This is a genomic window from Streptomyces botrytidirepellens, from assembly GCF_003721215.1.
GTDB lineage: Bacteria > Actinomycetota > Actinomycetes > Streptomycetales > Streptomycetaceae > Streptomyces > Streptomyces himastatinicus.
Genome location: NZ_RIBZ01000867.1, coordinates 1 through 21,998, shown reverse-complemented (window position 1 = coordinate 21,998; position 21,998 = coordinate 1). Strand labels below are relative to the sequence as shown.

21 protein-coding genes and 2 riboswitches are annotated in these 21,998 nt (G+C 71.6%); of the genes, 13 read left to right on the top strand and 8 right to left on the bottom strand.

The features are described from left to right. The first annotated feature begins 332 nt into the window (after window positions 1-332). From EEJ42_RS46850 to mctP, 3 genes are all read left to right on the top strand, one after another. Complete coding sequence (locus tag EEJ42_RS46850) at window positions 333-1,106, top strand: GntR family transcriptional regulator (protein ID WP_009715163.1); 774 nt, start codon at window positions 333-335, stop codon at window positions 1,104-1,106. A gap of 164 nt (window positions 1,107-1,270) precedes the next feature. After that, entirely contained in the window at window positions 1,271-1,525 is a 255-nt protein-coding gene (locus tag EEJ42_RS46845; protein ID WP_123108244.1) for a DUF3311 domain-containing protein, read from the top strand. Beyond that, window positions 1,522-3,156 carry a monocarboxylate uptake permease MctP gene (gene mctP, locus EEJ42_RS46840; protein ID WP_123108243.1) on the top strand — a complete coding sequence of 545 codons (1,635 nt, stop codon included), beginning with the start codon at window positions 1,522-1,524 and terminating at the stop codon, window positions 3,154-3,156. Before EEJ42_RS46845 ends, mctP begins: the two co-directional genes overlap by 4 nt. 63 nt (window positions 3,157-3,219) lie before the next feature. Here mctP and EEJ42_RS46835 read toward each other — a convergent pair whose 3' ends face one another. Then, window positions 3,220-3,534 carry a DMT family transporter gene (locus EEJ42_RS46835; RefSeq protein ID WP_123108242.1) on the bottom strand — a complete coding sequence of 105 codons (315 nt, stop codon included), beginning with the start codon at window positions 3,532-3,534 and terminating at the stop codon, window positions 3,220-3,222. Window positions 3,535-3,566: 32 nt separating this feature from the next. Next, window positions 3,567-3,629, bottom strand: a riboswitch (guanidine-III (ykkC-III) riboswitch). A gap of 215 nt (window positions 3,630-3,844) precedes the next feature. On the opposite strand from EEJ42_RS46835, the gene phsA reads away from it, so the two are divergent. Continuing rightward, entirely contained in the window at window positions 3,845-5,695 is a 1,851-nt protein-coding gene (phsA, locus tag EEJ42_RS46830) for an O-aminophenol oxidase PhsA (RefSeq protein ID WP_123108241.1), read from the top strand. Between the two features lie 69 nt (window positions 5,696-5,764). Here phsA and EEJ42_RS46825 read toward each other — a convergent pair whose 3' ends face one another. Beyond that, window positions 5,765-6,700, bottom strand: a complete 936-nt coding sequence (locus tag EEJ42_RS46825; protein ID WP_184503606.1) for an IPT/TIG domain-containing protein — start codon at window positions 6,698-6,700, stop codon at window positions 5,765-5,767. A 400-nt stretch (window positions 6,701-7,100) separates the two neighbouring features. Between EEJ42_RS46825 and EEJ42_RS46820 the strand changes: the two genes are divergently transcribed. From EEJ42_RS46820 to EEJ42_RS46815, 3 genes are read left to right on the top strand one after another with little or no spacing between them, the layout of a single operon-like run. Then, window positions 7,101-7,388: a hypothetical protein gene (locus tag EEJ42_RS46820; RefSeq protein WP_123108240.1), complete on the top strand. Its 288-nt coding sequence runs from the start codon at window positions 7,101-7,103 to the stop codon at window positions 7,386-7,388. Between the two features lie 14 nt (window positions 7,389-7,402). Further along, a complete protein-coding gene (locus tag EEJ42_RS51550) occupies window positions 7,403-7,561 on the top strand; it encodes a DUF7196 family protein (RefSeq protein ID WP_184503605.1) in 159 nt (52 codons plus the stop codon). Between the two features lie 37 nt (window positions 7,562-7,598). Further along, on the top strand, window positions 7,599-8,099 hold the full coding sequence (locus EEJ42_RS46815; RefSeq protein ID WP_123108239.1) for a GNAT family N-acetyltransferase: 501 nt from the start codon (window positions 7,599-7,601) through the stop codon (window positions 8,097-8,099). 45 nt (window positions 8,100-8,144) lie between these two features. Here the strand turns inward: EEJ42_RS46815 and EEJ42_RS46810 are convergent, their stop codons facing one another. From EEJ42_RS46810 to EEJ42_RS46800, 3 genes are read right to left on the bottom strand one after another with little or no spacing between them, the layout of a single operon-like run. After that, window positions 8,145-9,641: an FGGY-family carbohydrate kinase gene (locus tag EEJ42_RS46810; protein WP_123108238.1), complete on the bottom strand. Its 1,497-nt coding sequence runs from the start codon at window positions 9,639-9,641 to the stop codon at window positions 8,145-8,147. A 47-nt stretch (window positions 9,642-9,688) separates the two neighbouring features. Further along, a complete protein-coding gene (locus tag EEJ42_RS46805) occupies window positions 9,689-10,468 on the bottom strand; it encodes a DeoR/GlpR family DNA-binding transcription regulator (RefSeq protein WP_123108237.1) in 780 nt (259 codons plus the stop codon). Beyond that, window positions 10,465-11,202 carry a histidine phosphatase family protein gene (locus EEJ42_RS46800; protein ID WP_246097908.1) on the bottom strand — a complete coding sequence of 246 codons (738 nt, stop codon included), beginning with the start codon at window positions 11,200-11,202 and terminating at the stop codon, window positions 10,465-10,467. The genes EEJ42_RS46805 and EEJ42_RS46800 overlap by 4 nt, the downstream gene beginning before the upstream one ends. A gap of 114 nt (window positions 11,203-11,316) precedes the next feature. Between EEJ42_RS46800 and EEJ42_RS46795 the strand changes: the two genes are divergently transcribed. From EEJ42_RS46795 to EEJ42_RS46770, 6 genes are all read left to right on the top strand, one after another. Further along, complete coding sequence (locus tag EEJ42_RS46795) at window positions 11,317-12,786, top strand: FGGY-family carbohydrate kinase (protein WP_123108235.1); 1,470 nt, start codon at window positions 11,317-11,319, stop codon at window positions 12,784-12,786. Between the two features lie 114 nt (window positions 12,787-12,900). After that, a riboswitch (cobalamin riboswitch) is annotated at window positions 12,901-13,023 on the top strand. 127 nt (window positions 13,024-13,150) lie between these two features. Beyond that, window positions 13,151-15,559: a ribonucleoside-diphosphate reductase subunit alpha gene (locus EEJ42_RS46790; RefSeq protein ID WP_123108234.1), complete on the top strand. Its 2,409-nt coding sequence runs from the start codon at window positions 13,151-13,153 to the stop codon at window positions 15,557-15,559. 17 nt (window positions 15,560-15,576) lie between these two features. Further along, entirely contained in the window at window positions 15,577-16,608 is a 1,032-nt protein-coding gene (locus EEJ42_RS46785; protein ID WP_123108250.1) for a ribonucleotide-diphosphate reductase subunit beta, read from the top strand. 142 nt (window positions 16,609-16,750) lie between these two features. Beyond that, on the top strand, window positions 16,751-17,176 hold the full coding sequence (locus EEJ42_RS53600; protein WP_246097907.1) for a hypothetical protein: 426 nt from the start codon (window positions 16,751-16,753) through the stop codon (window positions 17,174-17,176). Next, the gene (locus EEJ42_RS46775; protein ID WP_246097905.1) at window positions 17,173-18,408 is read left to right on the top strand and encodes a hypothetical protein; all 1,236 of its coding nucleotides are present in this window, start codon (window positions 17,173-17,175) and stop codon (window positions 18,406-18,408) included. Before EEJ42_RS53600 ends, EEJ42_RS46775 begins: the two co-directional genes overlap by 4 nt. Next, window positions 18,405-18,719 (top strand): hypothetical protein, encoded by a 315-nt coding sequence (locus EEJ42_RS46770; RefSeq protein WP_123108233.1) that lies wholly within the window; start codon window positions 18,405-18,407, stop codon window positions 18,717-18,719. The genes EEJ42_RS46775 and EEJ42_RS46770 overlap by 4 nt, the downstream gene beginning before the upstream one ends. A gap of 12 nt (window positions 18,720-18,731) precedes the next feature. Here the strand turns inward: EEJ42_RS46770 and def are convergent, their stop codons facing one another. The 3 genes from def to EEJ42_RS46755 form a co-directional block, all read right to left on the bottom strand. Then, window positions 18,732-19,364 carry a peptide deformylase gene (def, locus tag EEJ42_RS46765; RefSeq protein WP_123108232.1) on the bottom strand — a complete coding sequence of 211 codons (633 nt, stop codon included), beginning with the start codon at window positions 19,362-19,364 and terminating at the stop codon, window positions 18,732-18,734. A 96-nt stretch (window positions 19,365-19,460) separates the two neighbouring features. Further along, complete coding sequence (locus EEJ42_RS46760; RefSeq protein ID WP_055547955.1) at window positions 19,461-20,447, bottom strand: tetratricopeptide repeat protein; 987 nt, start codon at window positions 20,445-20,447, stop codon at window positions 19,461-19,463. Between the two features lie 239 nt (window positions 20,448-20,686). Then, window positions 20,687-21,998, bottom strand: a 1,312-nt coding sequence (locus EEJ42_RS46755) for an HD-GYP domain-containing protein (RefSeq protein ID WP_184503603.1), incomplete at its 5' end; no start/stop codon positions are given.

Sequence of the window (21,998 nt, the reverse complement as noted above, 5' to 3'; positions counted from 1 at the left end):
CGCCGGAAGCGGGCGCACCGACACCGGCATTGCCGCGACACCCGCCGCCCCCATGGGGTCACACTTCACGGCGCCCTACTCCCCACATCGCCGAATGAGAGGTTTAATGGTTTAGACCACTTCATGCAGAGCGTGTCTCTCGACCTACAGGGGTGTCAAGAGTGGACAACGCCACTTCCGGCTCCGTTACCGGACCGACATCTCTCGACATCCGGGCAGGGCAGCCACCCCGGGCCCAGGGCGTGCCACGATGTGAGCCGCTGGAATCATCAGAGGCCGGTGACGGCCGCAGACCCGACGTCGGAAAGGGCGCGATGGAGACCGAGGGGGCAATGGCGGCGACGGCCACGACGGCCACCGCCGAGAGCGGCAACAGCTCCGGCGGAACGCGCACCGCGCGCGTCCCGAAGTACTACCGCCTGAAGCGGCACTTGCTGGAGATGACCGAGACCCTGCCGCCCGGCACCCCGGTCCCCCCGGAGCGCACCCTGGCCGCCGAGTTCGACACCTCCCGCACCACCGTGCGGCAGGCGCTCCAGGAACTGGTCGTCGAGGGACGGCTGGAGCGGATCCAGGGCAAGGGCACCTTCGTCGCCAAGCCCAAGGTCTCGCAGGCCCTGCAACTCACCTCGTACACCGAGGACATGCGCGCCCAGGGCCTCGAACCCACCTCCCAGCTGCTGGACATCGGCTACGTCACCGCCGACGACCGGCTCTCGGCGCTGCTGGACATCGCGACCGGCGGCCGGGTGCTGCGCATCGAGCGGCTGCGCCTGGCCAGCGGCGAGCCGATGGCGATCGAGACCACGCACCTGTCGGCCAAGCGCTTCCCCGCGCTGCGCCGCAGCCTGGTCAAGTACACGTCGCTCTACACGGCCCTGGCCGAGGTGTACGACGTGCACCTGGCCGAGGCCGAGGAGACCATCGAGACCTCCCTGGCCACCCCGCGCGAGGCCGGGCTGCTGGGCACCGACGTCGGCCTGCCGATGCTGATGCTCTCGCGCCACTCGCTGGACGCGGCGGGCGAGCCGGTGGAGTGGGTGCGTTCGGTCTACCGCGGCGACCGCTACAAGTTCGTGGCCCGGCTCCAGCGCCCGAACGGCTGACATACGCCGCCGGACTCCGCTTCTTTCTCATACCGATATGCGGACGGGTAGTGACGACTGCCGGTCCACGGGCTTAGATTCCTGCGCACTGCACAAATGATCAGCACCGGTGATCAGCGCCGATGATCAGCACGGATGCGCCGAGGGGACGGGAGCCCGCCGCCATGTCAGACACGTCCACGGACAGGAGACCGGTCGTCACGCCCTCGCGTGTCGTGGCCGCGCTCTGTCTCATCGCGCCCTTCGTGGCGATGCTGTGGGTCGGCTCGTACGCGAAGGTCGAGCCCACCTTCATCGGCATCCCGTTCTTCTACTGGTACCAGATGGCGTGGGTGCCCATCTCGGCCGTGCTGACGACGACCGCGTACATCCTGGTCCGCCGTGAGCAGCGGGCGCGCAAGGGAGGCGGTTCCGCATGAACGGCGGTGTGAACGGCGTCGCGCTCGCCGTCTTCGTCTTCTTCTTCCTCGCCGTCACGGTGATGGGCTTCCTCGCCGCCCGCTGGCGGGCCGCCGAGAACGCCGACAACCTGGACGAATGGGGTCTCGGCGGCCGTAGCTTCGGCACCTGGATCACCTGGTTCCTGCTCGGCGGCGACCTGTACACCGCGTACACCTTCGTCGCCGTCCCGGCGGCCATCTACGCGACGGGCGCGGCCGGGTTCTTCGCGGTGCCGTACACCATCCTGGTGTATCCGCTGATCTTCACCTTCCTGCCCCGGCTGTGGTCGGTGTCCCACAAGCACGGATACGTCACCACCTCGGACTTCGTCCGCGGCCGCTTCGGCTCCAAGGGGCTCTCGCTGGCCGTCGCGATCACCGGCATCCTCGCCACCATGCCGTACATCGCCCTCCAGCTCGTCGGCATCCAGGCGGTGCTGGACGTCATGGGCGTGGGCGGCGGCGAGGACACCAACTGGTTCATCAAGGACCTGCCGCTGCTGATCGCCTTCGGTGTGCTCGCGGCGTACACCTACTCCTCCGGGCTGCGCGCCCCCGCCCTCATCGCGTTCGTCAAGGACACCCTGATCTACATCGTCATCGCGGTGGCGATCATCTACATCCCGATCAAGCTGGGCGGCTTCGACGACATCTTCGCCAAGGCGGGCCACGCGCTGGCGCAGGAGAACCCGGCGACCGGGAAGCCGAAGGGGGAGCTGGCGAGCGGCGACAAGAGCCAATGGGCCTACGCCACGCTCGCCCTCGGCTCGGCGCTGGCGCTGTTCATGTATCCGCACTCGATCACCGCCACGCTCTCCAGCCGCAGCCGCGAGGTGATCCGCCGCAACGCCACCATCCTGCCGCTGTACTCGCTGATGCTCGGCCTGCTGGCGCTGCTCGGCTTCATGGCGATCGCGGCGGGCGTGAAGGTGGACAACGGACAGCTGGCCATCCCCCAGCTCTTCGAGAACATGTTCCCGGACTGGTTCGCGGGGGTCGCCTTCGCCGCCATCGGCATCGGTGCCCTCGTCCCGGCGGCCATCATGTCCATCGCCGCGGCGAACCTGTTCACCCGCAACATCTACAAGGACTTCCTGCGACCGGACGCCACCCCGGCGCAGGAGACCAAGGTCTCCAAGCTGGTCTCGCTGCTGGTGAAGGTCGGCGCGCTGGCCTTCGTCCTGACCATGGACAAGACCGTCGCCATCAACTTCCAGCTGCTGGGCGGCATCTGGATCCTCCAGACCTTCCCGGCCATGGTGGGCGGCCTGTTCACCCGCTGGTTCCACCGGTGGGCGCTGCTCGGCGGGTGGGCCGTCGGCATGGTCTACGGCACGGTCGCGGCGTACGGCGTGGCCAGCCCCACCCAGAAGCACTTCGGCGGCAGCTCGGACGAGATCCCGGGCATCGGCGAGATCGGCTACATCGGCTTCACCGCCTTCGCCCTCAACGTCGTGGTCACCGTGGTGCTCACGTTCGTCCTGCGGGCGCTGAAGGCCCCCGACGGTGTGGACGAGACGTCCGCGTCCGACTACACGGCGGACACGGGCGACCCCGGCGTCCAGGCCGACCTGCCCCCGGCGACGGCGGGCGCCCCCGGCGGCCACTGAGCCCGGCAGCGCGCGAGCGGGCCGCCGTCTCCCCCACGGGAGGCGGCGGCCCGTTCGTCATGCTCAGTGCATCAGCTTCAGGCCCACCACACCGCTGACGATCAGCCCCAGGCAGACGATGCGCCCCGCGCTCACCGGATCACCGAGCGCGATCATGCCGTAGCCCGCCGTCCCCACCGCGCCGATCGCGACCCACACCGCGTAGCCGGTGCCGATGGGGATGGAACGCATCGCGTACGACAGCCCCGCCATGCTCAGCGCGGCGGCCGCGGCGAACAGCAGGCTGGGACGGAGGCGGCTGAAGCCGTGCGACGCCGAGAGCGCCGCCGCCCAGACCGTCTCCAGCAGACCGGACAGCATCAGAAGAATCCACGCCATGACAGGAACCTCACGTAGCAACAGACACGCTGACTACGTCGTCTTGTCCTGACCGGGTACGACGTGCTCGTCCGGGGTGCCGAGGGGCACCGCGTTCCAACGTAACACCGGGACCGGCGGCGGCCGCCGGGCTCCGGGAACGCACCGGACGCCCCAATTCCACCGGATTGTTCCAGCCAATCCTGTACAGAATGGCGTATTCCGCCACCTTCCTCGCAACTGTTGTGCGCCCCCGGCGCGTCTGCAAGTGCGAGAAGTGTGCCGCCGGAGACCACCGGTGGCACGGGGGAGACACAACGGGGGTTCGGCTATGTCCGACACGCTTGTCCAGCACCATTCCGAGGAGACGGAGGAGCAGACCGCTCCGGCCGCGCCGGCGGCGGGGCTCGTGCCCTTCATGGACGCCCTGCGCGTACCGCCCCGGCTGCGGCCGGGAAAGGCGGAGGCACTGCGGGGGATCACCGTCGATCTGCGCGCCACCTGGGTGCGGCTGCACTCGCAGCTGCCGCCGACCCGGGTGTGGGCCTACGAGGGGCACTTCCCCGGGCCCACCATCGAGGTGCGCCGCAAGCAGCGGCTCCGCGTGGCCTGGACGAACCGGCTGTCCGGCGCGTACCCGGTGACCGCGTACGAGGTGCCGGCCACCACCCCGCCCGCGGGCAACGCGCCGGGGCACAACGAGGTCGGTGCCGAGGAGGTCAAGGGCGTGGCGGAGCTGCCGCCGTGGTCGGTGACGCATCTGCACGGCGCCCCGACCGGCGCCGGAAACGACGGGTGGGCGCAGAACGCGGTCGCGCCCGGTGACGCCCAGCTCTCGGAGTACCCGAACGACTGCCGCGCGACGGCGCTGTGGTACCACGACCACGCCATGCACATCACGCGGTGGAACGTGTTCACCGGCCTGGCGGGCATGTACCTCATCCGCGACGAGGAGGAGGACGCGCTGCGGCTGCCGCGCGACGAGTACGAGGTGCCGCTGGTGCTGATGGACCGCAACCTCGACACGGACTCCGACGGACGGCTGACCGGGCGGCTGCTGCACAAGGTGCAGACCGTCGGCAAGGACCCCGAGGGACGCAACGTCACCACGCCGTTCTCCGGGCCGTACACGCTGGTCAACGGGGTGATCTGGCCGTACTTCGACGTCGAGGCGCGCTGGTACCGGTTCCGGGTGGTCAACGCGTCCAACGCCCGCTTCTACCGGCTGGCGCTGATCGACGAGGAGACCGGTGAGCAGGTGACCGGGGCGGTCAAGCAGATCGGCACCGACGGCGGGCTGCTGGACCGCCCGGTGGACCTCGACGCCCCGGTGTCCATCGCCCCCTCCGAGCGGCTCGACCTGCTGATCGACTTCTCCCGGCTGCGCGGGCGCAACCTGCGTCTGGTCAACACCCCGGCCGGGAAGCGCCCGGGCGAGGCCGACGAGGCGAGGGGGGTGCCGTATCCGCAGGTGATGCGGTTCCGGGTGGACCGCGAGCCGGTCCGCGACCGTTTCGTGCTGCCGAAGGTGCTCTCCTCCTTCCAGCGGCTCAGCCACGCCAACGCCCCGTCGCACGGGCACCGGGTCATCGCCCTCACCCCGCCCGGCACGGTCGGCGGCAACGGCCACCCGGAGATCTGGGAGCTCCAGGAGGTCCCGGCGGCCGAGGTGACGGTCCCGGGGGACGGCGTGATCCAGATCAGGAACGACAGGGGCGAGACGGTCACGTACCGGCGGATCGCCCGCTCCTTCGACGACACCATGGGCTTCAGCGTCGAGCTGGACTCCTGGGAGCAGTGGAGCTTCCTCAACCTGGGCGGCCCGACCCATCCGATGCACATCCATCTGATCAGCTTCCAGGCGATGAGCCGTCAGGCGTACGCGGCGGACGGCTTCGATCCGGCGCTCGGCGGTACGCGCGAGGGGGCGCCGGTCGCGTACTCCGGTGAGCTGGAGGTGCTGCCGAGCGAGCGGGGCTGGAAGGACACCATCCAGGTCGCGGGCGGCCAGATGGTCAACGTCATCGGCCGCTACACCGGGGCGACGGGCCGCTTCATGTATCACTGCCACATCCTGGAGCACGAGGACATGGCCATGATGCGGCCGTTCCTGGTCACCCCGGGCCAGGTGCTCGTCTTCGACCACCACCGCCCGGGCGGCGGCCACCACGGCGTCGCCTAGGACACGTCGGCGCCGGCAGCCGGGGTGCCCCGGCTGCCGGTGCCGTACGGCTCACACGTGCCACACGCGTCACACGTAGAGGAAGCCGCCCGGGACGGTGGTGGTTCCGGTGGCCGTCACCAGGGTGACGGTCGCGGTACCGGCCACTCCGGGCGGAGTGACGCCGGTGACCGTGGTGGCGGTGGCGGTCACGCCGGTGGCGGGAACGCCGTTGAACAGCACGCCCAGCACGCCGCCGAGGTTGGTCCCGTTGATGGTGAACGCCGTACCGCCGGCCACCGGTCCGGTGTTGGGAACGATGGTGGTGGGCACCGGCGGGGGCGGAGCCACGAAGTAGGTGAACCCGCCCGGAACGGTGGCGGCGCCACCGGGGCCGCTGAGGACCACGGCTACGGTGCCCGCCGAGCCCGGCGGGGTGATGCCGACCAGCTGGGTCCCGGCGGGGTTCACGGCCAGGATGGCCCCGGGGACACCGCCGAAGGTGATGCCGGTGACCGTGTTCAGGTTGGTGCCGTTGATCACGAACACGGTGCCGCCGGTGGTCGGGCCCACGGCCGGGGTGATGGAGGTGGTGGTGGGCGGGGGCGGCGCCACGTAGGTGTACGGCTGGCTGTTGCTGGTGCCGGCGGTGGTGGTCACGAGGACCTGGACGGACCCGGGCGCGTGCGGCGGAGCGATCACCACGACGACGTCGGTGGTGGGGCCGGGGTACCCCGGCCAGCCGCCGCCACCGCCGCCCCAGCCACCGCCCCAGCCGCCGCCCCAGTCACCGCCACCGGGCCAGCCGCCGCCCTGCTGGGCGTAGGGCTGGCTGACGATGGTGGCGGGGACGCCGCCGAAGGTCACGCTGATGACGTTGCGCAGGTTCGTCCCGGTCAGCTGGACGAGGTTCCCGCCGCCGGTGGGGCCCGAGTTGGGCACCACGGTCAGCAGCAACGGCGGGCCGGTCGGGGGCCAGTAGCCCGCGGTGGGTGCGGCGGCGGGCACGAGAGCGGTCGAGGTCATGGTGGGTCCTCCCGTTGGAAGGGTCAGATGAGGTGCACTGGGCGCACGCAGGCCGACAGCGGAGGAACGGAAAACTGGTGGCCGCCGAGCAGGACGCAGGAGCGGTGCACGGATGAGGCGGGAGTAACGGGGCGAATGCCCGGCTCCTGGATGGCTGACGAGGTATGGGGCAGCCTCGATGCCACGTTTTCCAGTTATCCACGCCCATCCGTGTCGCTCAAGACTTCAGAACAGCCATCACTCGTTTGGCGCATACGGGCTCGCATAGTGGCGTATTTATATGACGAACGCTCGGCTATTCGGGGGAATTCGCCGATGGAGTATCGCCTGTTGGGGTCGTAGCGCTTGTAATAAAGGACATCGATCGAACCGGTGGATCGAACCGGTAGGGAACGATCCGATGAGCCTTGCAGCGTTCCTTCTCGCCCTCGGCACGACCTGCCGCATCACCCGCTTCATCACCAAGGACACCCTGGCGGCGGGCTTCCGGATGTGGATCGCCGACCGCTTCGGTGACGAATCTCCGGTCACCTATCTGGTCAACTGCGGCTGGTGTACGAGCACGTGGGTGGGCGGCGCCACCGCCGCATACGCCTTCTCACTGGACACCACCGCGTGGTTCCAGATCCCGGCCACCGCCCTGACGCTTTCCTATCTCGCCGGTGTGGCATCGCGGTGGCTCGACTGAAAGGAAAATGCACCATGGGCTGCAACTGTGGGGGAAGAACACCCCAACCCGTTGTCCTCTACCAGTTGACGCTGCCGGACGGCACGGTCCGCCGCTACGTCACCTACCAGGAAGCCGAGGCGGCCAACAAGCGCGCCGGTTCCACCGGAGTGATCAGCACCGTCACCCGGTGAGGGCCCGGTTGTCGGTGCCGTCCGGCAGACTGCGGGCATGGATGTCACGATCAGACGGGCGCGGGACGAGGAGCTGGACGGCATCGGGGAGTTCACCGCGGCCGTGTACCTCGGCGACGGGCTGCTGGACTTCGGGGCCGAGGACCCGTATCTCGACGAGTTGCGCAACGCGCGGAAGCGGGCCACCGGATCGGAGGTGCTGGTCGCGGCGGACGCGGAGAGCGATGTGGTGCTGGGCGCGCTGGCGTTCGCCGTCCACGGGGGCACGTACGCGGAGTTGGCCCGTCCGGACGAGGCCGAGTTCCGGATGCTCGCGGTGCGGCCCGAGGCGCGGCGGCGCGGGGCGGCCGAGGCGCTGGTGCGGGCCTGTATGGACCGGACGCGGGAGCTGGGGCTCGGGGGCATGGTCCTGTCCACCCACCCCAGGATGACCACCGCCCACCGGCTCTACGAGCGGCTGGGGTTCCGGCGCACGCCGGAGCGGGACTGGGAACCGATTCCGGGGATCGCCCTGTGGGCGTTCACCGTGCGGGTGTAGGTGCCGTCGGCCGTCACCCCAGCCGACCGTCGCCCCAGCCGGCCGTCACCGCAGCCAGCCACGCTCCCGCAGGGCCGCGGTGAACGCCGCGTACGAGGCGTCGAGGGCGGCGTGCTCGCGCGCGTCGGGTTCGACGTCCCGGCCTGCGCGTACCATCGCGGCGGCGCTCGCCGTGAGGTCCGGGTGGAGGGTCCCGGAGGCGGCCAACAGGGCGGCGCCGAAGGCCGTTTCGGCATGGTCGGCGACGCGCAGCGGACGGCCGAGGACGGTGGCGCGGATCCGGGTCCACAGCGGGCTGCGGCTGCCACCGCCCGCGGCCCACAGCGGCCCCTCCACCGCCACGCCCAGCTCCGCCACCCGCTCCAGCGCGAGGCGCTCCAGGAAGGCCACGCCCTCCAGCGTGGCGCGGTGCCGGTCGGCGTCGTCGGCCGGAGTGCCGAGGACGAAGCCCCGGGCGGCGCCGCTGACGAACGGGAAGCGCTCGCCCTCGCGGCGCAGCGGATACGCGACCACCGAGGCCGGGCCGCGGTCCGCGGCGGCGCGGTCGAGCGCGGACAGTTGGTCGGACGGGACGTGCGCGAGGGCCTCGCCACCGGTGTTGGAGGCGCCGCCCGGCAGCCACCAGCCGTCGGGGTGACGGTGGCTGTAGAGCGCGCCGGAGGGGTCGGCGATCAGGTCGCGGGTGACGCCCTTGAGGACGTACGTGGTGCCGAGGATGCCCACGAACTGCCCGGGTCGCACGGCCCCGGTGGCGAGTTGTCCGGCGCAGCCGTCGGTCATGCCGAGACGGACCGCGCACCCGGTCGGCAGCCCGGTCTCCGCCGCGGCGTCCGCGCACACCGTGCCGATGGGCGTGGCCGGTGCCCGGACGGACGGCAGCCACCGGGCCGGTACGCCGAGCGCGTCGAACACCTCGCCCGGCCACTCCCCGGCGCGCGCGTCGTAGCCGCTCTTGAGCGCGTGCGACCAGTCGGTGGCGACGGGCCCGCCGGTGAGCCGCCACCCGACGAGGTCGGGGGTGTGGAGCACGTGCCGGGCGGCCTCATGGGCTGCATGCCGGTTCCCGTGGGCCCGGTGCCCAAGGGCATCCGCATGCCCCTCCGCGCCCGACAGCCAGGCGATGCGGCCGAGGGCGGCGGTCGGGGCGACCGACAGGCCGAGGGCCTGCCAGCGCGGGGCGCCCGCCTCCTGGGCGCGGGCGTTGAGCCCGGCGGCGCGGCGGTCGTCGTACATCAGGGCGGGACCGAGGGGTTCGCCCCGGCCGTCCGCGAGGACGAGCGTGCCGGAGGTGGCGGCGACGGCCACCGCCACGACCTCCCCGCCGCCCGCCGGAAGGGCCACGGTGGCCTGACGCAGGGCCGCCGCGACGGCGGGCCACCAGGCCGTGGCGTCCTGTTCGCTGCGGCCGCCCGCGCCCCGGCGCGGGGGCGGGAGTTCCGCACTGCCCCGCGCCCGTACGCGACCGTGCGCGTCGACGCACACCACCCGCACGGCCGCCGTGGCGATGTCGATCCCCGCGACGACCTCGGCCCGGTCGGACATCACAGATCACGCCCCTCACACGTGGAGTTAAGTTAACACTGGCGATGTTAAGAAGGGCCGGGGGCGATCCTCACGTCCGTACGCTCCCGCCACTCCCCCACCAGCCGGGCGTCCGCCGCGCCGTCCACCACCAGATGGTCGAAGTCGGCCAGCGGGCACAGCCGGTGCAGCGCCGTGCGCCGCGTCTTGGACGCGTCCATCAGCAGCGCCGTGCGGGCCGCGGCGGCGAGCATGGCGCGCTTGACCAGCACCACGTCCTGCTCCTGGTGGTACGTGGTCGCCGCGTCCATGGCCGAGGTGCTGACCAGCGCCAGGTCCACCGAGACGGCCGCGATCGCCTCGGCACACGGCACGCCGAGGAAGGAGTCATGGGTGTGCGAGTACTGCCCGCCGAGCCCGATCAGCCGGATCCGGGGCACCCCGGCGAAGACCTCGATCACCCGCCGGGCGTTGGTCACCACGGTCAGCGGGGCGGACTCCACCAGCAACGGGGCGAGCGCGAGGACGGTCGTGGAGTCGTCCAGCATCACCGACATCCCGGGCTCGACCAGCTCCGCGGCGGTGGCGGCCACCGCCTCCTTCTCGGCCCGGTGGGCGCCCATCCGGTAGGCGAGGCTGGACTCGAAGACCGACGAGGGCAGGGCCGAGACCCCGCCCCGGAACTTGCGCAGCACCCCGAGCCGGGCCAACTCGTCCAGGTCCCGGTGCACGGTCATCAGGCTGACGCCGGTGAGGTCGGCCAGCTCCGCCGCGGTGGCGGTGGAGTGGGCGAGGACGTATTCGGTGATGGTCTGTCTGCGGGCGTCCTGGGAGCGGACCGTGGTCATGGGCGGGTTCCTCCCGTAGCGCCGTCGGCGGGCCCGGCGTCGGCAGGCGCGTTCGCGGTGGGCACGGTGCCGGTAGGCGCGTTCGCGGTGGGCACGGTGTCGGCAGGCGCGTTCGCGGTGGGCACGGTGTCGGTGGGGACGTTCAGGGAGCGCAGCGCCGTGCGGTCGCCGTCGACGCCGATCTCGGTCACCGCCGCGTTGTCCAGCCGGGGGAAGACCGTGCGGTAGCGGCCGACGGGGATGCCGAGCAGGGTGCACAGCGCGGTCCGCAGCAGGCTGTTGTGCGCCACGACGAGCACCGTGCGGTCCGGGTGCGCGGCGGCAAGCCGGCGCAGGGCGGCGACGGCGCGGGCCGCGGCCTCGCCGGGGCGCTCCGAGCCGGGGAAGGCGCCGGTCTCGGGGTCGTCGCGGAACGCCCGGACGGCCGCCGGATCCTCCGCCTCCATCTCGGCGAGGGTGCGGCCCTCGCCCCAGCCGAAGTCCATCTCGCGCAGGTCCTCGACCACTTCGGGGACCAGGGCCAGCGCGGTGGCGGCCGGTTCGGCGGTGTGCCGCGCCCGGCTCAGCGGGGAGCACGCCACCGCGTCGATCCCACGGCCCCGCGCCCAGTGGGCGAGGGCCCGCGCCTGCCGGTGGCCGCGCTCGGTCAGCGCGATGTCCGAGGTTCCGGCGTACCGGTTCTCCGCGTGCCACACGGTCTCCCCGTGGCGTACGAGCAGCAGTCGGGCGGTCATCCGGGTTCTCCCCTGCGTCAACCATGGCCTGAGCCATTGCCTGATCACGTCTCCGGTGTTAAATCTAGCATCGCTCATGTGATGGAGCGCCGAGGTTCCGGAGGGAAGCAGGGCATGCGCATGATCATCGGAGTGGATGTCGGCACTTCCGTCACCAAGGCCGTGGCCTTCGGCCGCGACGGGGTCGCGCGCGCCTCCGCGGCCCGCCCCAGCCGACTGGACCGCCTGCCCGGCGGCCGGGTCGAACAGGACCTGGAGGACGTGCTGCGCACCGTCGCCGAGGTGGTGCGCGAGGTGGCCGCGGCGCTCCCCGGCCCGCCCGCCGCGCTCGCGCTCACCGGCCAGGGCGACGGGCTGTGGCTGCGCGACGAGACGGGCCGGGCGGTGCGCCCGCCGATCTCCTGGCTGGACGGCCGGGGCGGCGGGACCATCGGCCGCTGGCGCGCCGACGGCACGCTCGAAGCCCTCTACGCGCTCACCGGCTCCGGGCTGTTCCCGGGCTGCCACGCCCCGCTGCTGCACTGGCTGGCCGAGCACGAGCCGGAGTCGCTGGAGCGGGCGGCGGTCGCGGGCTACTGCGTGGACGCGGTGGCCCAGCGGCTGACCGGCGCCATCACCGTGGACGCCTCCGACGCGTCGCTGCCGTTCCTCGACGTCACCACCCGTACGTATGTGCCGGACGCCCTGGAACGCTGCGGACTGTCCGGCCACGCCCGGCTGCTGCCGAGCCCCGCCGCGCCCGGCACCGTCCTCGCGCTGGACGACGAAGGGGCCCAACTGACCGGGCTGCCGCCCGGACTGCCCGTGGTCTCCGGTCCGTACGACCTCCCGGCGTGCGCCATCGGCAGCGGGGTGCGGGACGTGGGCGACGGGCTGCTCATCGTCGGCACCACGCTGGCCTGCCAGGTGCTCACCGACCGCGCGGCGGTGGACGCTTCGGCCGATCCGGCCGGAATGTGGCTGTGCACCCCCGACCCGGAGCGCTGGCTGCGCGCGATGCCCGCGATGGTCGGCACGGCCGCCCTGGAGTGGGTGCTCGATCTCACAGGGACGACCACCGCCGAGCTGGACGCCCTGCTCGACGGGAGTCCGCCGGGCGCGAACGGCGTGACCGCGCTGCCCTTCCTGTCCGGCGCCGGGGAGCGCGCCCCGTTCGTGGAGCCCGCCGCCCAGGGGCGGTTGGACGGTCTCACCCTCGCCACCACCCGCGCGGACACCGTACGGGCCGTGTGCGAGGCCATCGCCTACGCGGCCCGCCACTGCCTGGAGGCCGCCGGGCTCTCGGGGCGGCTCGCGCTGTGCGGCGGAGGGGTGCGTTCCGCCGCCTGGACGGAGATTTTCGCGAACGTCATCGGCCGCCCGGTGGTCATTCCGGACGAGCCGGAGGTCGGCGCGCGGGGCGCGGTCGCGGTCGCGTGGCGGTCGCTCGGCGACCCCGTGGACGCGTCCCGGTGGCGCTCCGCGTCCCGTACGGTCGAGCCGCGGAGCGAGCTTCGCGGCGCGTACGAGGACGGTTACGCGGGCTACCGCGACCGCCTCGCCCGTGCCCTGGAGGAATGGCGGACGAGCGGTCCGGGAAGCTAGTTTTCCCTGGGATTCCGGCGCGGCCAAAGCCCGACGCGACTAGCACATCCATACGAATCCACCCAGCTGACGACACAACATCTGGGGGCGCGTGCGCAGCACGACACAAGATGTATGCTCGTTTCCGCTGTCGCCGCAGGGGAATCCGGCGCGAATCCGGAACTGTCCCGCAACGGTGTACGTGTGCGCTTTTGCGTACCCGTGAGTCCGATGACCTGCCGACGGCCGTCTGCATACGTCCGGGCCTCGCGGGTTGGGCCGATGGACGCTGCGTGGTGTGCCGTAAAGCGGAATCGGCATGCCCGTGAGCGGCCATCGCGCACTGCCCTCGCAGGCCCCCAGCCGAGCGAGGGAGAACACTTCAGTGACCATCGCGCCCGCCGACCCGGTTTCAGAGGCAGCGGAGACTCCGGCAGCGGCCGACGCGCCCGGGACCGCCTTGTTGCGGACCCTCACCGGGCTCACCGCCGATCTGCCCGCCACCGACCCCGGCAAGGTCGCGGCCGCCGCCCTGCGCGGCCGCCATCCCGGTTCGGACGAGGCGGAGTTGCGCTCCCTGGCGACCGAGGCGGCGGCCGGACTCATCGGCGAGGAGCCGGAGTACTCCAAGCTCGCCGCGCGGCTGCTGACCCGCGCGATCGCCGAGGAGGCGGCCGGGCAGGGCGCGGACTCCTTCTCCGCGTCCGTCGCCGTGGGCCACCGCGAGGGCCTGATCGCCGACTCCACCGCCGAGTTCGTGACCGCCCACGCCGCCCGGCTGGACGCGCTGGTCGACCGGGCGCTGGCCGACGGCGCCGACGACCGCTTCGGCTACTTCGGGCTGCGCACCCTGCACAGCCGCTATCTGCTCCGCCACCCCATCACCCGTCAGGTGATCGAGACCCCGCAGCACTTCCTGCTGCGAGTGGCCTGCGGGCTCGCCGAGGACCGATCCGAGCGGGCGCTGGACGACGTCGCCGAGCTGTACCGGATGACCAGCACGCTGTCGTACCTGCCCAGCTCCCCCACGCTGTTCAACTCCGGCACCCGGCACCCGCAGATGTCCTCCTGCTATCTGCTGGACTCGCCGCTGGACGAGCTGGACTCGATCTACAACCGCTACCACCAGGTCGCGCGCTTGTCGAAGCACGCGGGCGGCATCGGTCTGTCGTACTCCCGCATCCGCGCCCGCGGTTCGCTGATCCGCGGCACCAACGGGCACTCCAACGGCATCGTGCCGTTCCTGCGCACGCTCGACGCCTCGGTGGCGGCCGTCAACCAGGGCGGCCGGCGCAAGGGCGCGGCCTGCGTCTACCTGGAGACCTGGCACGCGGACATCGAGGAGTTCCTGGAGCTGCGGGACAACACGGGCGAAGAGGCCCGCCGCACCCACAACCTCAACATCGCGCACTGGATCCCGGACGAGTTCATGCGCCGGGTCGAGGCGGACGGCGACTGGTCGCTGTTCTCGCCCGTGGACGCGCCCGAACTGGTCGACCTGTGGGGCGAGGAGTTCGACGCCGCGTACCGCAAGGCCGAGGCCGAGGGCCGGGCGCTCAAGCAGGTCCCGGCGCGCCAGCTGTACTCCCGGATGATGCGCACCCTCGCGCAGACCGGCAACGGCTGGATGACGTTCAAGGACGCCGCCAACCGCACCGCCAACCAGACCGCCGAGCCGGGCCGGGTCGTCCACTCCTCCAACCTGTGCACCGAGATCCTGGAGGTCACCGACGACGGCGAGACCGCCGTCTGCAACCTCGGCTCGGTCAACCTGGCCGCGCACCTGGGTGAGGACGGTGAGATGGACTGGGAGCGGCTGGACCGCACCGTCCGCACCGCCGTGACCTTCCTCGACCGCGTGGTGGACATCAACTTCTACCCCACGGAAGAGGCCGGGGCGTCCAACTCCCGCTGGCGGCCGGTGGGGCTCGGCCTGATGGGCCTCCAGGACGTCTTCTTCCGGCTGCGGCTGCCGTTCGACTCGCCCGAGGCGCAGGCGCTCTCCACCCGGATCTCCGAGCGCATCATGCTCGCCGCGTACGAGGCGTCCTGCGACCTCGCCGAGCGCCACGGCCCGCACCCGGCCTGGGCCGAGACCCGCACCGCGCGCGGCGTGCTCCACCCGGACCACTACACCGGCGCGCAGGCCGCCTGGCCCGAGCGCTGGGAGGCGCTGCGCACCCGAATGGCGACCACCGGCATGCGGAACTCGCTGCTGCTGGCGATCGCGCCGACCGCCACCATCGCCTCCATCGCGGGCGTGTACGAGTGCATCGAGCCGCAGGTCTCCAACCTCTTCAAGCGCGAAACGCTCAGCGGTGAGTTCCTCCAGGTCAACAACTACCTGGTGAACGACCTGAAGAAGCTCGGCGTGTGGGACACCCAGACCCGTGACGCGCTGCGCGAGGCCAACGGCTCGGTCCAGGACCTCTCCTGGGTTCCCCAGGACGTACGCGACCTCTACCGCACCGCGTGGGAGATCCCGCAGCGCGCCCTGATCGACATGGCGGCGGCCCGCACCCCGTACCTCGACCAGAGCCAGTCGCTGAACCTCTTCATGGCGGCGCCGACCATCGGCAAGCTCAGCTCGATGTACGCGTACGCCTGGAAGCGCGGCATCAAGACCACCTACTACCTGCGCTCCCGCCCGGCGACCCGGATCGCCCAGAGCGCCCGCGGTGGCGCCGCCACGGCCACCGTCCCCGCCCCCGTCCCCGCCCAGCAGACGCCCGCCGAGGCCGACGCGGTCGCCTGCTCCCTGGAAAACCCCGAGTCCTGCGAGGCCTGCCAGTAATGCCCACCGCATCCGAGATGACCACCGCGAACACCGCGACGGATCACGCCAAGAATCTGCTCGACCCCGGCTTCGAGCTGACCCTGCGGCCGATGCGGTACCCGCAGTTCTACGACCGCTACCGGGACGCGATCAAGAACACCTGGACCGTGGAAGAGGTCGACCTCCACTCGGACGTCGCCGACCTCGCCAAGCTGTCCCCCGGTGAGCAGCACATGATCAGCCGACTGGTGGCGTTCTTCGCGACCGGCGACTCGATCGTGTCCAACAACCTGGTGCTGACGCTCTACAAGCACATCAACTCCCCCGAGGCGCGGCTGTACCTGTCGCGGCAGCTCTTCGAGGAGGCCGTGCACGTCCAGTTCTACCTGACCCTGCTGGACACCTACCTGCCCGACCCGGACGACCGGGCGGCGTCCTTCGCGGCGGTCGAGAACATCCCCTCCATCCGGGAGAAGGCGGAATTCTGCTTCCGCTGGATGGACTCGGTGGAGAAGATCGACCGCCTGGAGTCCAAGGCCGACCGCCGCCGCTTCCTGCTCAACCTGATCTGCTTCGCGGCGTGCATCGAGGGCCTCTTCTTCTACGGCGCCTTCGCCTACGTCTACTGGTTCCGCTCGCGCGGCCTCCTGCACGGCCTCGCGACCGGCACCAACTGGGTGTTCCGCGACGAGTCCATGCACATGGAGTTCGCCTTCTCCGTCGTGGACACCGTCCGCGAGGAGGAGCCCGACCTCTTCGACGACGACCTGGAGCGCCAGGTCACCGACATGCTGAAGGAGGCCGTCCAGGCGGAGCTCCAATTCGCCCACGACCTCTGCGGCGACGGCCTGCCGGGCATGAACACCGAATCGATGCGCGCCTACCTGGAGTGCGTCGCCGACCAGCGCCTGGCGCGCCTCGGCTTCCCCGCGGTCTTCGGCTCGGAGAACCCGTTCTCCTTCATGGAACTCCAGGACGTCCAGGAGCTGACCAACTTCTTCGAACGCCGCGCCTCGGCCTACCAGGTCGCGGTCGAGGGCTCGGTCTCCTTCGACGACGACTTCTGACCGTCTCCGGGTGATACACCCCTTCGCTCGCGACACGGCCGCGCTCTTCCCGGAGCGCGGCCGTGTCGTCGTTGACATCCCCTGTCACCGACGGAACATTGGTTTGGCTCGGTTTACATAACGCTGAATCACCGAGGGGCACATGGGGTACAAGGGGGACGGCTTCTCCATCGACAACACTTCCATCAACGGCAGTTCGAACCTGCTGATCGAGATGGCGGGGCTGCTCTATGAAGGGCGCCCTGACGGCGACCTCTGCACCATGGCGCGAGCGCCGCGCGCCCATCCCGGCGTGGCGGCCAAGGCAGACCGGTTCGCCCGCTTCGCGAACGACCAGTACCAGGACCTGACGACGCTGCTCGCCGCGCTCTCCACTCGCCTCCGGGAAACCGGCGGCAGCTATGTCGACTTCGACGGAGACGTCGCGGACGCAAGGATGTCGAGTTCCTCGAAGACTGCAATCCCAAGCTCGTCGAGCGCAATTCCGATGAATTCCGCCGGCTACGTGACCTGCTGCTCGAGATCGAACCCGCCGCGAAACGCGCCGCCACCGGCACGGAGTGGGTGAGCAAGAGCCGCGAGCCCTACGACGACCGGCTGCGTCAAGCCCGTGACATGATCGCGCACCTCGCCGAGGGCTACGACGCGGCCCGCAAGGCGCTGCTGCACTACTCCGCGGCGCTGGACACCGCCAAGGCCCACTACGCCAACGGCAAGGCCGCCGAGCAGACCCTCGCGGATCTCATCGCACAGGTCGGCCAGGCCGTCACGCGTACGGCTCAGGAGGCCGAGCCGATGCGCCAGTGGGAGGACATGCGCGGCACCACCGGCTTCCTGGACTGGGCCGCTGAACTCACCATGGACATCGACGACATCAAGGACGACGCCAACCGCGCCCACGATCAGGCGAGTTCGGACTTCGGCAACGCGAAGACCGTCGAGAAGGACGCGCGCGACGACTGCCTCGCCACGCTGAGGAAGGCATACAAGGCTCTGCCCGATTTCCGCGGTGGCAGCTTCGCCGACGCCAAGGATCTGCTCGACAGCATCCCGGCGCTGCGCAAGGAGGCGGGCGAGGCCCGCAAGGACCCCCTCACCCGGCTCGAGGGCAGCGGCCCCAAGGCAGAGTTCGCTCCCCCGGTGGGCAAGGACGATGTCTCCCCCGCTCTCTGGGTCATCCGGATGAAGCTCCAGGACCTTCCGGAGGCCACCGGCAGTTACTGGATCCCGCCCCTGTCGAACGAGGGCCGGGCCGAGTGGATCTCGGCGAACAAGGACATCATCAACGCCGCCGCCAAGCACTCGGGGCTGACCCCGGAGTTGGTCGCGGGCATCGCCTGGCAGGAGGTCGGCGGCCAGCCCGGGCCGGCGGACGACATCACCGACTCGGTCCGGGAGACAGCGGAGCAGGACTGGTTCCCCGTCACCCCGGAGAACCTCCCCGACCGGCTCGGCGGCGACAAGGACGAAACCTCCTTCGGGCCCATCGCGATCCAGGTGCGACGTGGTGCGGAGGTGCTCGGCTACGGCCCCGAGAACCTCACCGGCAGCCAGCGCGACCAGATCGAGGCGGCGCTACAGGACCCCGGTCAGAACATCTTCATCGCTTCCGAATACCTCGCGATGCTGAAGGCCGAGAGCGACTTCGCCGACGTACCCGCCGACCAGATGACGCCGGAGCAGCGCCAGGAGCTGGGGGCCCGCTACAACGGAGGACCGTACTGGCAGGACGGCAGCGCGCAGAACTACGGTAAGGCCTTCGACGGCAACCTGAAGGACGCGCGGAGGGCCCTGGAGTGACCAGCTTTCTTCGGTGGGCCGGTGCGGCGGTCCTGGTCCTCGCGAACCTCGTCAACGTCTACTTCGCCTTTTGGGCGCTGGTGACGGAGCCCGGAGGCGACTGGGACGAGAACACGCTCACCGGTATCGAGACGGCGTCGTTCTCCGTGGTCCTCGTGGGGGTCGTGACCCTGCTGCTCGCGGCCCTTCCGGTCAGGAAGGGGGCGCTCAGCCGGTGGTGGCTGGCGCCGCCCGCGGTGTTCATCGTCCTGGGGGCAGCACGCTGGACGTACATCGCGCAGTACTACCCCCAGGCGGCGAACGGCCCCTGACCCACGCCGATGTCAGTCGTTCGGCACCGTCTCGTAGCGCGCGGTGCCCTCGGCCATCTGCCGGAGGACGTCCTTGCGGTCGCGCTTGGAGAGGCGGTCGATGTAGAGGTAGCCGTAGAGGTGGTCCGTCTCGTGCTGGAGGCAGCGGGCGAAGTAGCCGGTGCCGCGCACGGTGATCGGGTTGCCCTCGGCGTCCTGGCCGCGCACCACCGCGTAGTCCGGGCGGGCCAGCTCGCAGTAGGCGGTGGGGACCGACAGGCAGCCCTCGTTGGAGTCGTCCAGGACGCGGCGGTCGGCGGGCAGCTCCTCCAGCACCGGGTTGCAGACCACGCCGACGTGACGTACGCCCTCGTCGTCCAGGCAGTCGTAGACGAAGACCTTGAGGTCGACGCCGATCTGGTTGGCGGCCAGGCCCACGCCCTCCGCCGCCCGCTGGCTGGCGAACATGTCGTCGATCAGCGCCGCGAGCTCGTCGCCGAACTCGGTGACGTCCTGGCACTCCTTGTGGAGCACCGGGTTGCCGACGACGGTGATCGGGCGGGCGGTGCCGCGCTCGCGGTACGCCCGCTCGCGCTCCTCGCAGTCCTCCGTGTCCACGACGAACTCGTCGTCCACCTGCTGCTTCGTGGTCCCTTGCTGCGACATCGTCCGCCGTACGCCTTCCTTCAAACCCTGATGCGTCGCCCTACAGGGTACGGCCCGCCCCGGCGGCCAGGGGGATCAGTGGCCCTTTCCGGGCATTCAGCAGACCTCTTCCAGGTCGCGCCACTCCCGGGTGTCCGGGCTGTCGGCGACCCAGCCGTCCAGCAGCCCCCGCACCAGCCCGCTGGGGGCGGCGATCCCGCATTCGCGCTCGGCGACCCACAGCGAGCCCGAGCCCGCCGTGCGGTGCCCCAGCGGACCGGGGTGGCCCGGCTCGCTGTGGTCGTGCGGGTCCAGGTGCTCGCCCTCGCCCTCGTCGCTGGGCATCCGGCTCTCCGAACAGGAGCGGCACAGCAGCCGCACCGACGACGACCAGTCCTCGGCGGCGAAGCCCGCGTCGGCCGCCAGTCGCTCCAGGGCGTCCCGGTCGGCTTCGGTGGCCGCCTCCAGCAGCACCACCCAGGTCGGCACCGGGGACGGCGCCCACAGCTCGATCTCGTCGAAGACGGGGTAGGCCGGGCCCGCGGCGGTCACGCGCTCACCGTGCGGAACGCCGTCGTGCAGCACGACCTCGCCCCAGCGCCGCCCGGAGGACGGCAGCGGGATCGACAGCACCTCGATCCGGGCCGGGTCCAGCCGACGGCCCCAGACCACCTCGGCCTCGCCCTCGGGCGACAGCCGCACCGCCGCGCTGCCCAGCTCCATGCCGAGCGGCTCACCGGACGCGGACGCCTCCCCGGGCACCTTCAGCCCGTACGCCTGCCAGGCGCGGCGGGCCAGCGGCCAGTCCTGGAGGGCGGTCGCGGCGATGCCCACGTTCCACCAGTCGGGAGCGCCCGCCTCGCGGTCCAGCAGGGCGACGGCGCGCAGCCCGGCGGCCCGGGCCTGCTCCCAGTCGTGCCGGAACTTGTGCAGCAGCGCGAGGTTGAACCAGGACTCCGACAGCCACGGCTCCAGGTCGGCGGCGCGGGTCAGCAGCGCTCCCGCGTCCTCGTACCGGCCGTCGCCGATGAGCGTGAACGCACGGTCCGTGGCCTGCCGCCATGAGGCGGACGGCCGGTGCCGTACCTTGCCGAAGATCTTCACGATTCCCGCCTGCCGGTATCGAAGTAGTCCCGTACCAGAGCCTTGCGCGGACGGTGTCGCCCTCCCTGGAAGACAACCTGCCACACATCCGCGGACATCTCAGCCCAGCCCCTCACCCTTCGGCCGGGAGACGATGCCCACCACACCTCCTTGCCACCGGACATCGGCCCGACACCCCTCTCTCGCATCCAACCATGCCTCTTGGGAGACCCGCTCATTACCGGCGAGTTCCACCTTCGTCACCGTGGGCGGTCGTGCGGCGGGCGGGACAGCACCGTCGCCAGCGCCTCCACCACCGCCGGATCGAAGTCCCGCGCGGTGGCCAGCCGCAGCCGCTCCAGGGCGCACAGCGGCGCCGCACCCCCCTGTCCCGCGGCCGCCGGGCCTCCCGCCGCCTCGGTGTACGCGTTCACCGCGCGCACGATACGCGCGGACAGGGGCTGTTCGCGGTACGGGTCCGCCTGCCGTTCGACGATCACCGCGACCTCCGCGGGCACCCCCGTCTGCCGTACCACGGCACCCCCCAGCAACGCGATTCGCCGCTGCTCGGAGCGGGCCAGCGGCTCGGTCGCCCCGGCCGGAACCGGGTCCACCAGGGACAGCTGCCCGATGTCGTGCATCAGCGCCGCGTATTCCAGCACAGTCAGAGCGGGCTCGGAAAGCCCCAGCTCACGGCCGACCGCCCGGCTGAGCCCGGCGACTTTACGGGCATGCCCGGCCGGGGTGTACCCGGCGATCTCCGTCGAGCGGGCCAGGGAGGCGATGGTCTGCCGGCAGGTGGCCCGGATCGCGGCGTAGCGGCGGAACGAGTACTGGATCAGCAGCGGCGGCAGCGCCAGCACCGGCAGCGCCCACAGCCCGGTGACGGCCACCGTGAGCGCCATCACCACCCCGGTCGCGCAGATCGCCGACCCTATGCCGGTCAGCGCCCGCAGCTCGTCACGCAGCAGCGGCCCGTACGGCCAGCCGGTGCGGGCGCGGGCCAGGGCGGCCGCGAGCACCGCGTCGCACAGCGCGGTCAGGGCCAGCACGCCGAGCAAGTAGCCGACGAGGGCGGGGCCGTGCCCCAGCCAGGAGGCCAACCGGCCGGTGTGGTGCAACGGTTGGAAGCAGGTGGCCGCGAACGCCACGGTCAGCACGCGCCGGGCGGTGCGGCCCGGGTCGGCCGGGCGCCCGAGCGCCATGCGCGGCACCAGGCCCGTCAGGGAGGCCGCCACGACGACGGTGACGACCTGGAGCACCCCGTGGCTCGTGGGCTCCCCGCCCAGCCGCCCCAGCAGCGCGTACCCGAGGGCGCCCGCAGCAGCCAGGGGCGTGGGCTCGCCGCGCTGCTCGTGCGCCCCGCTCGCGCGCGGGAGCGCGGCCGGGGCGTCACCACACCGGATGGCTTCCCCGAGGGCGATGAGCAGCCCGAAGGCCAGCGCCGCCCCCGGCTCGCGTATCCCGTGCCACTCCGTCCAGGCGAGCGCCACCACGGCGAGCGTCCCGGCGGCGCCGTACACCGCGCCGAGGGTGCCCCTGCCGCCCCGCCGCCGGGCCGCGGGCGGGGCG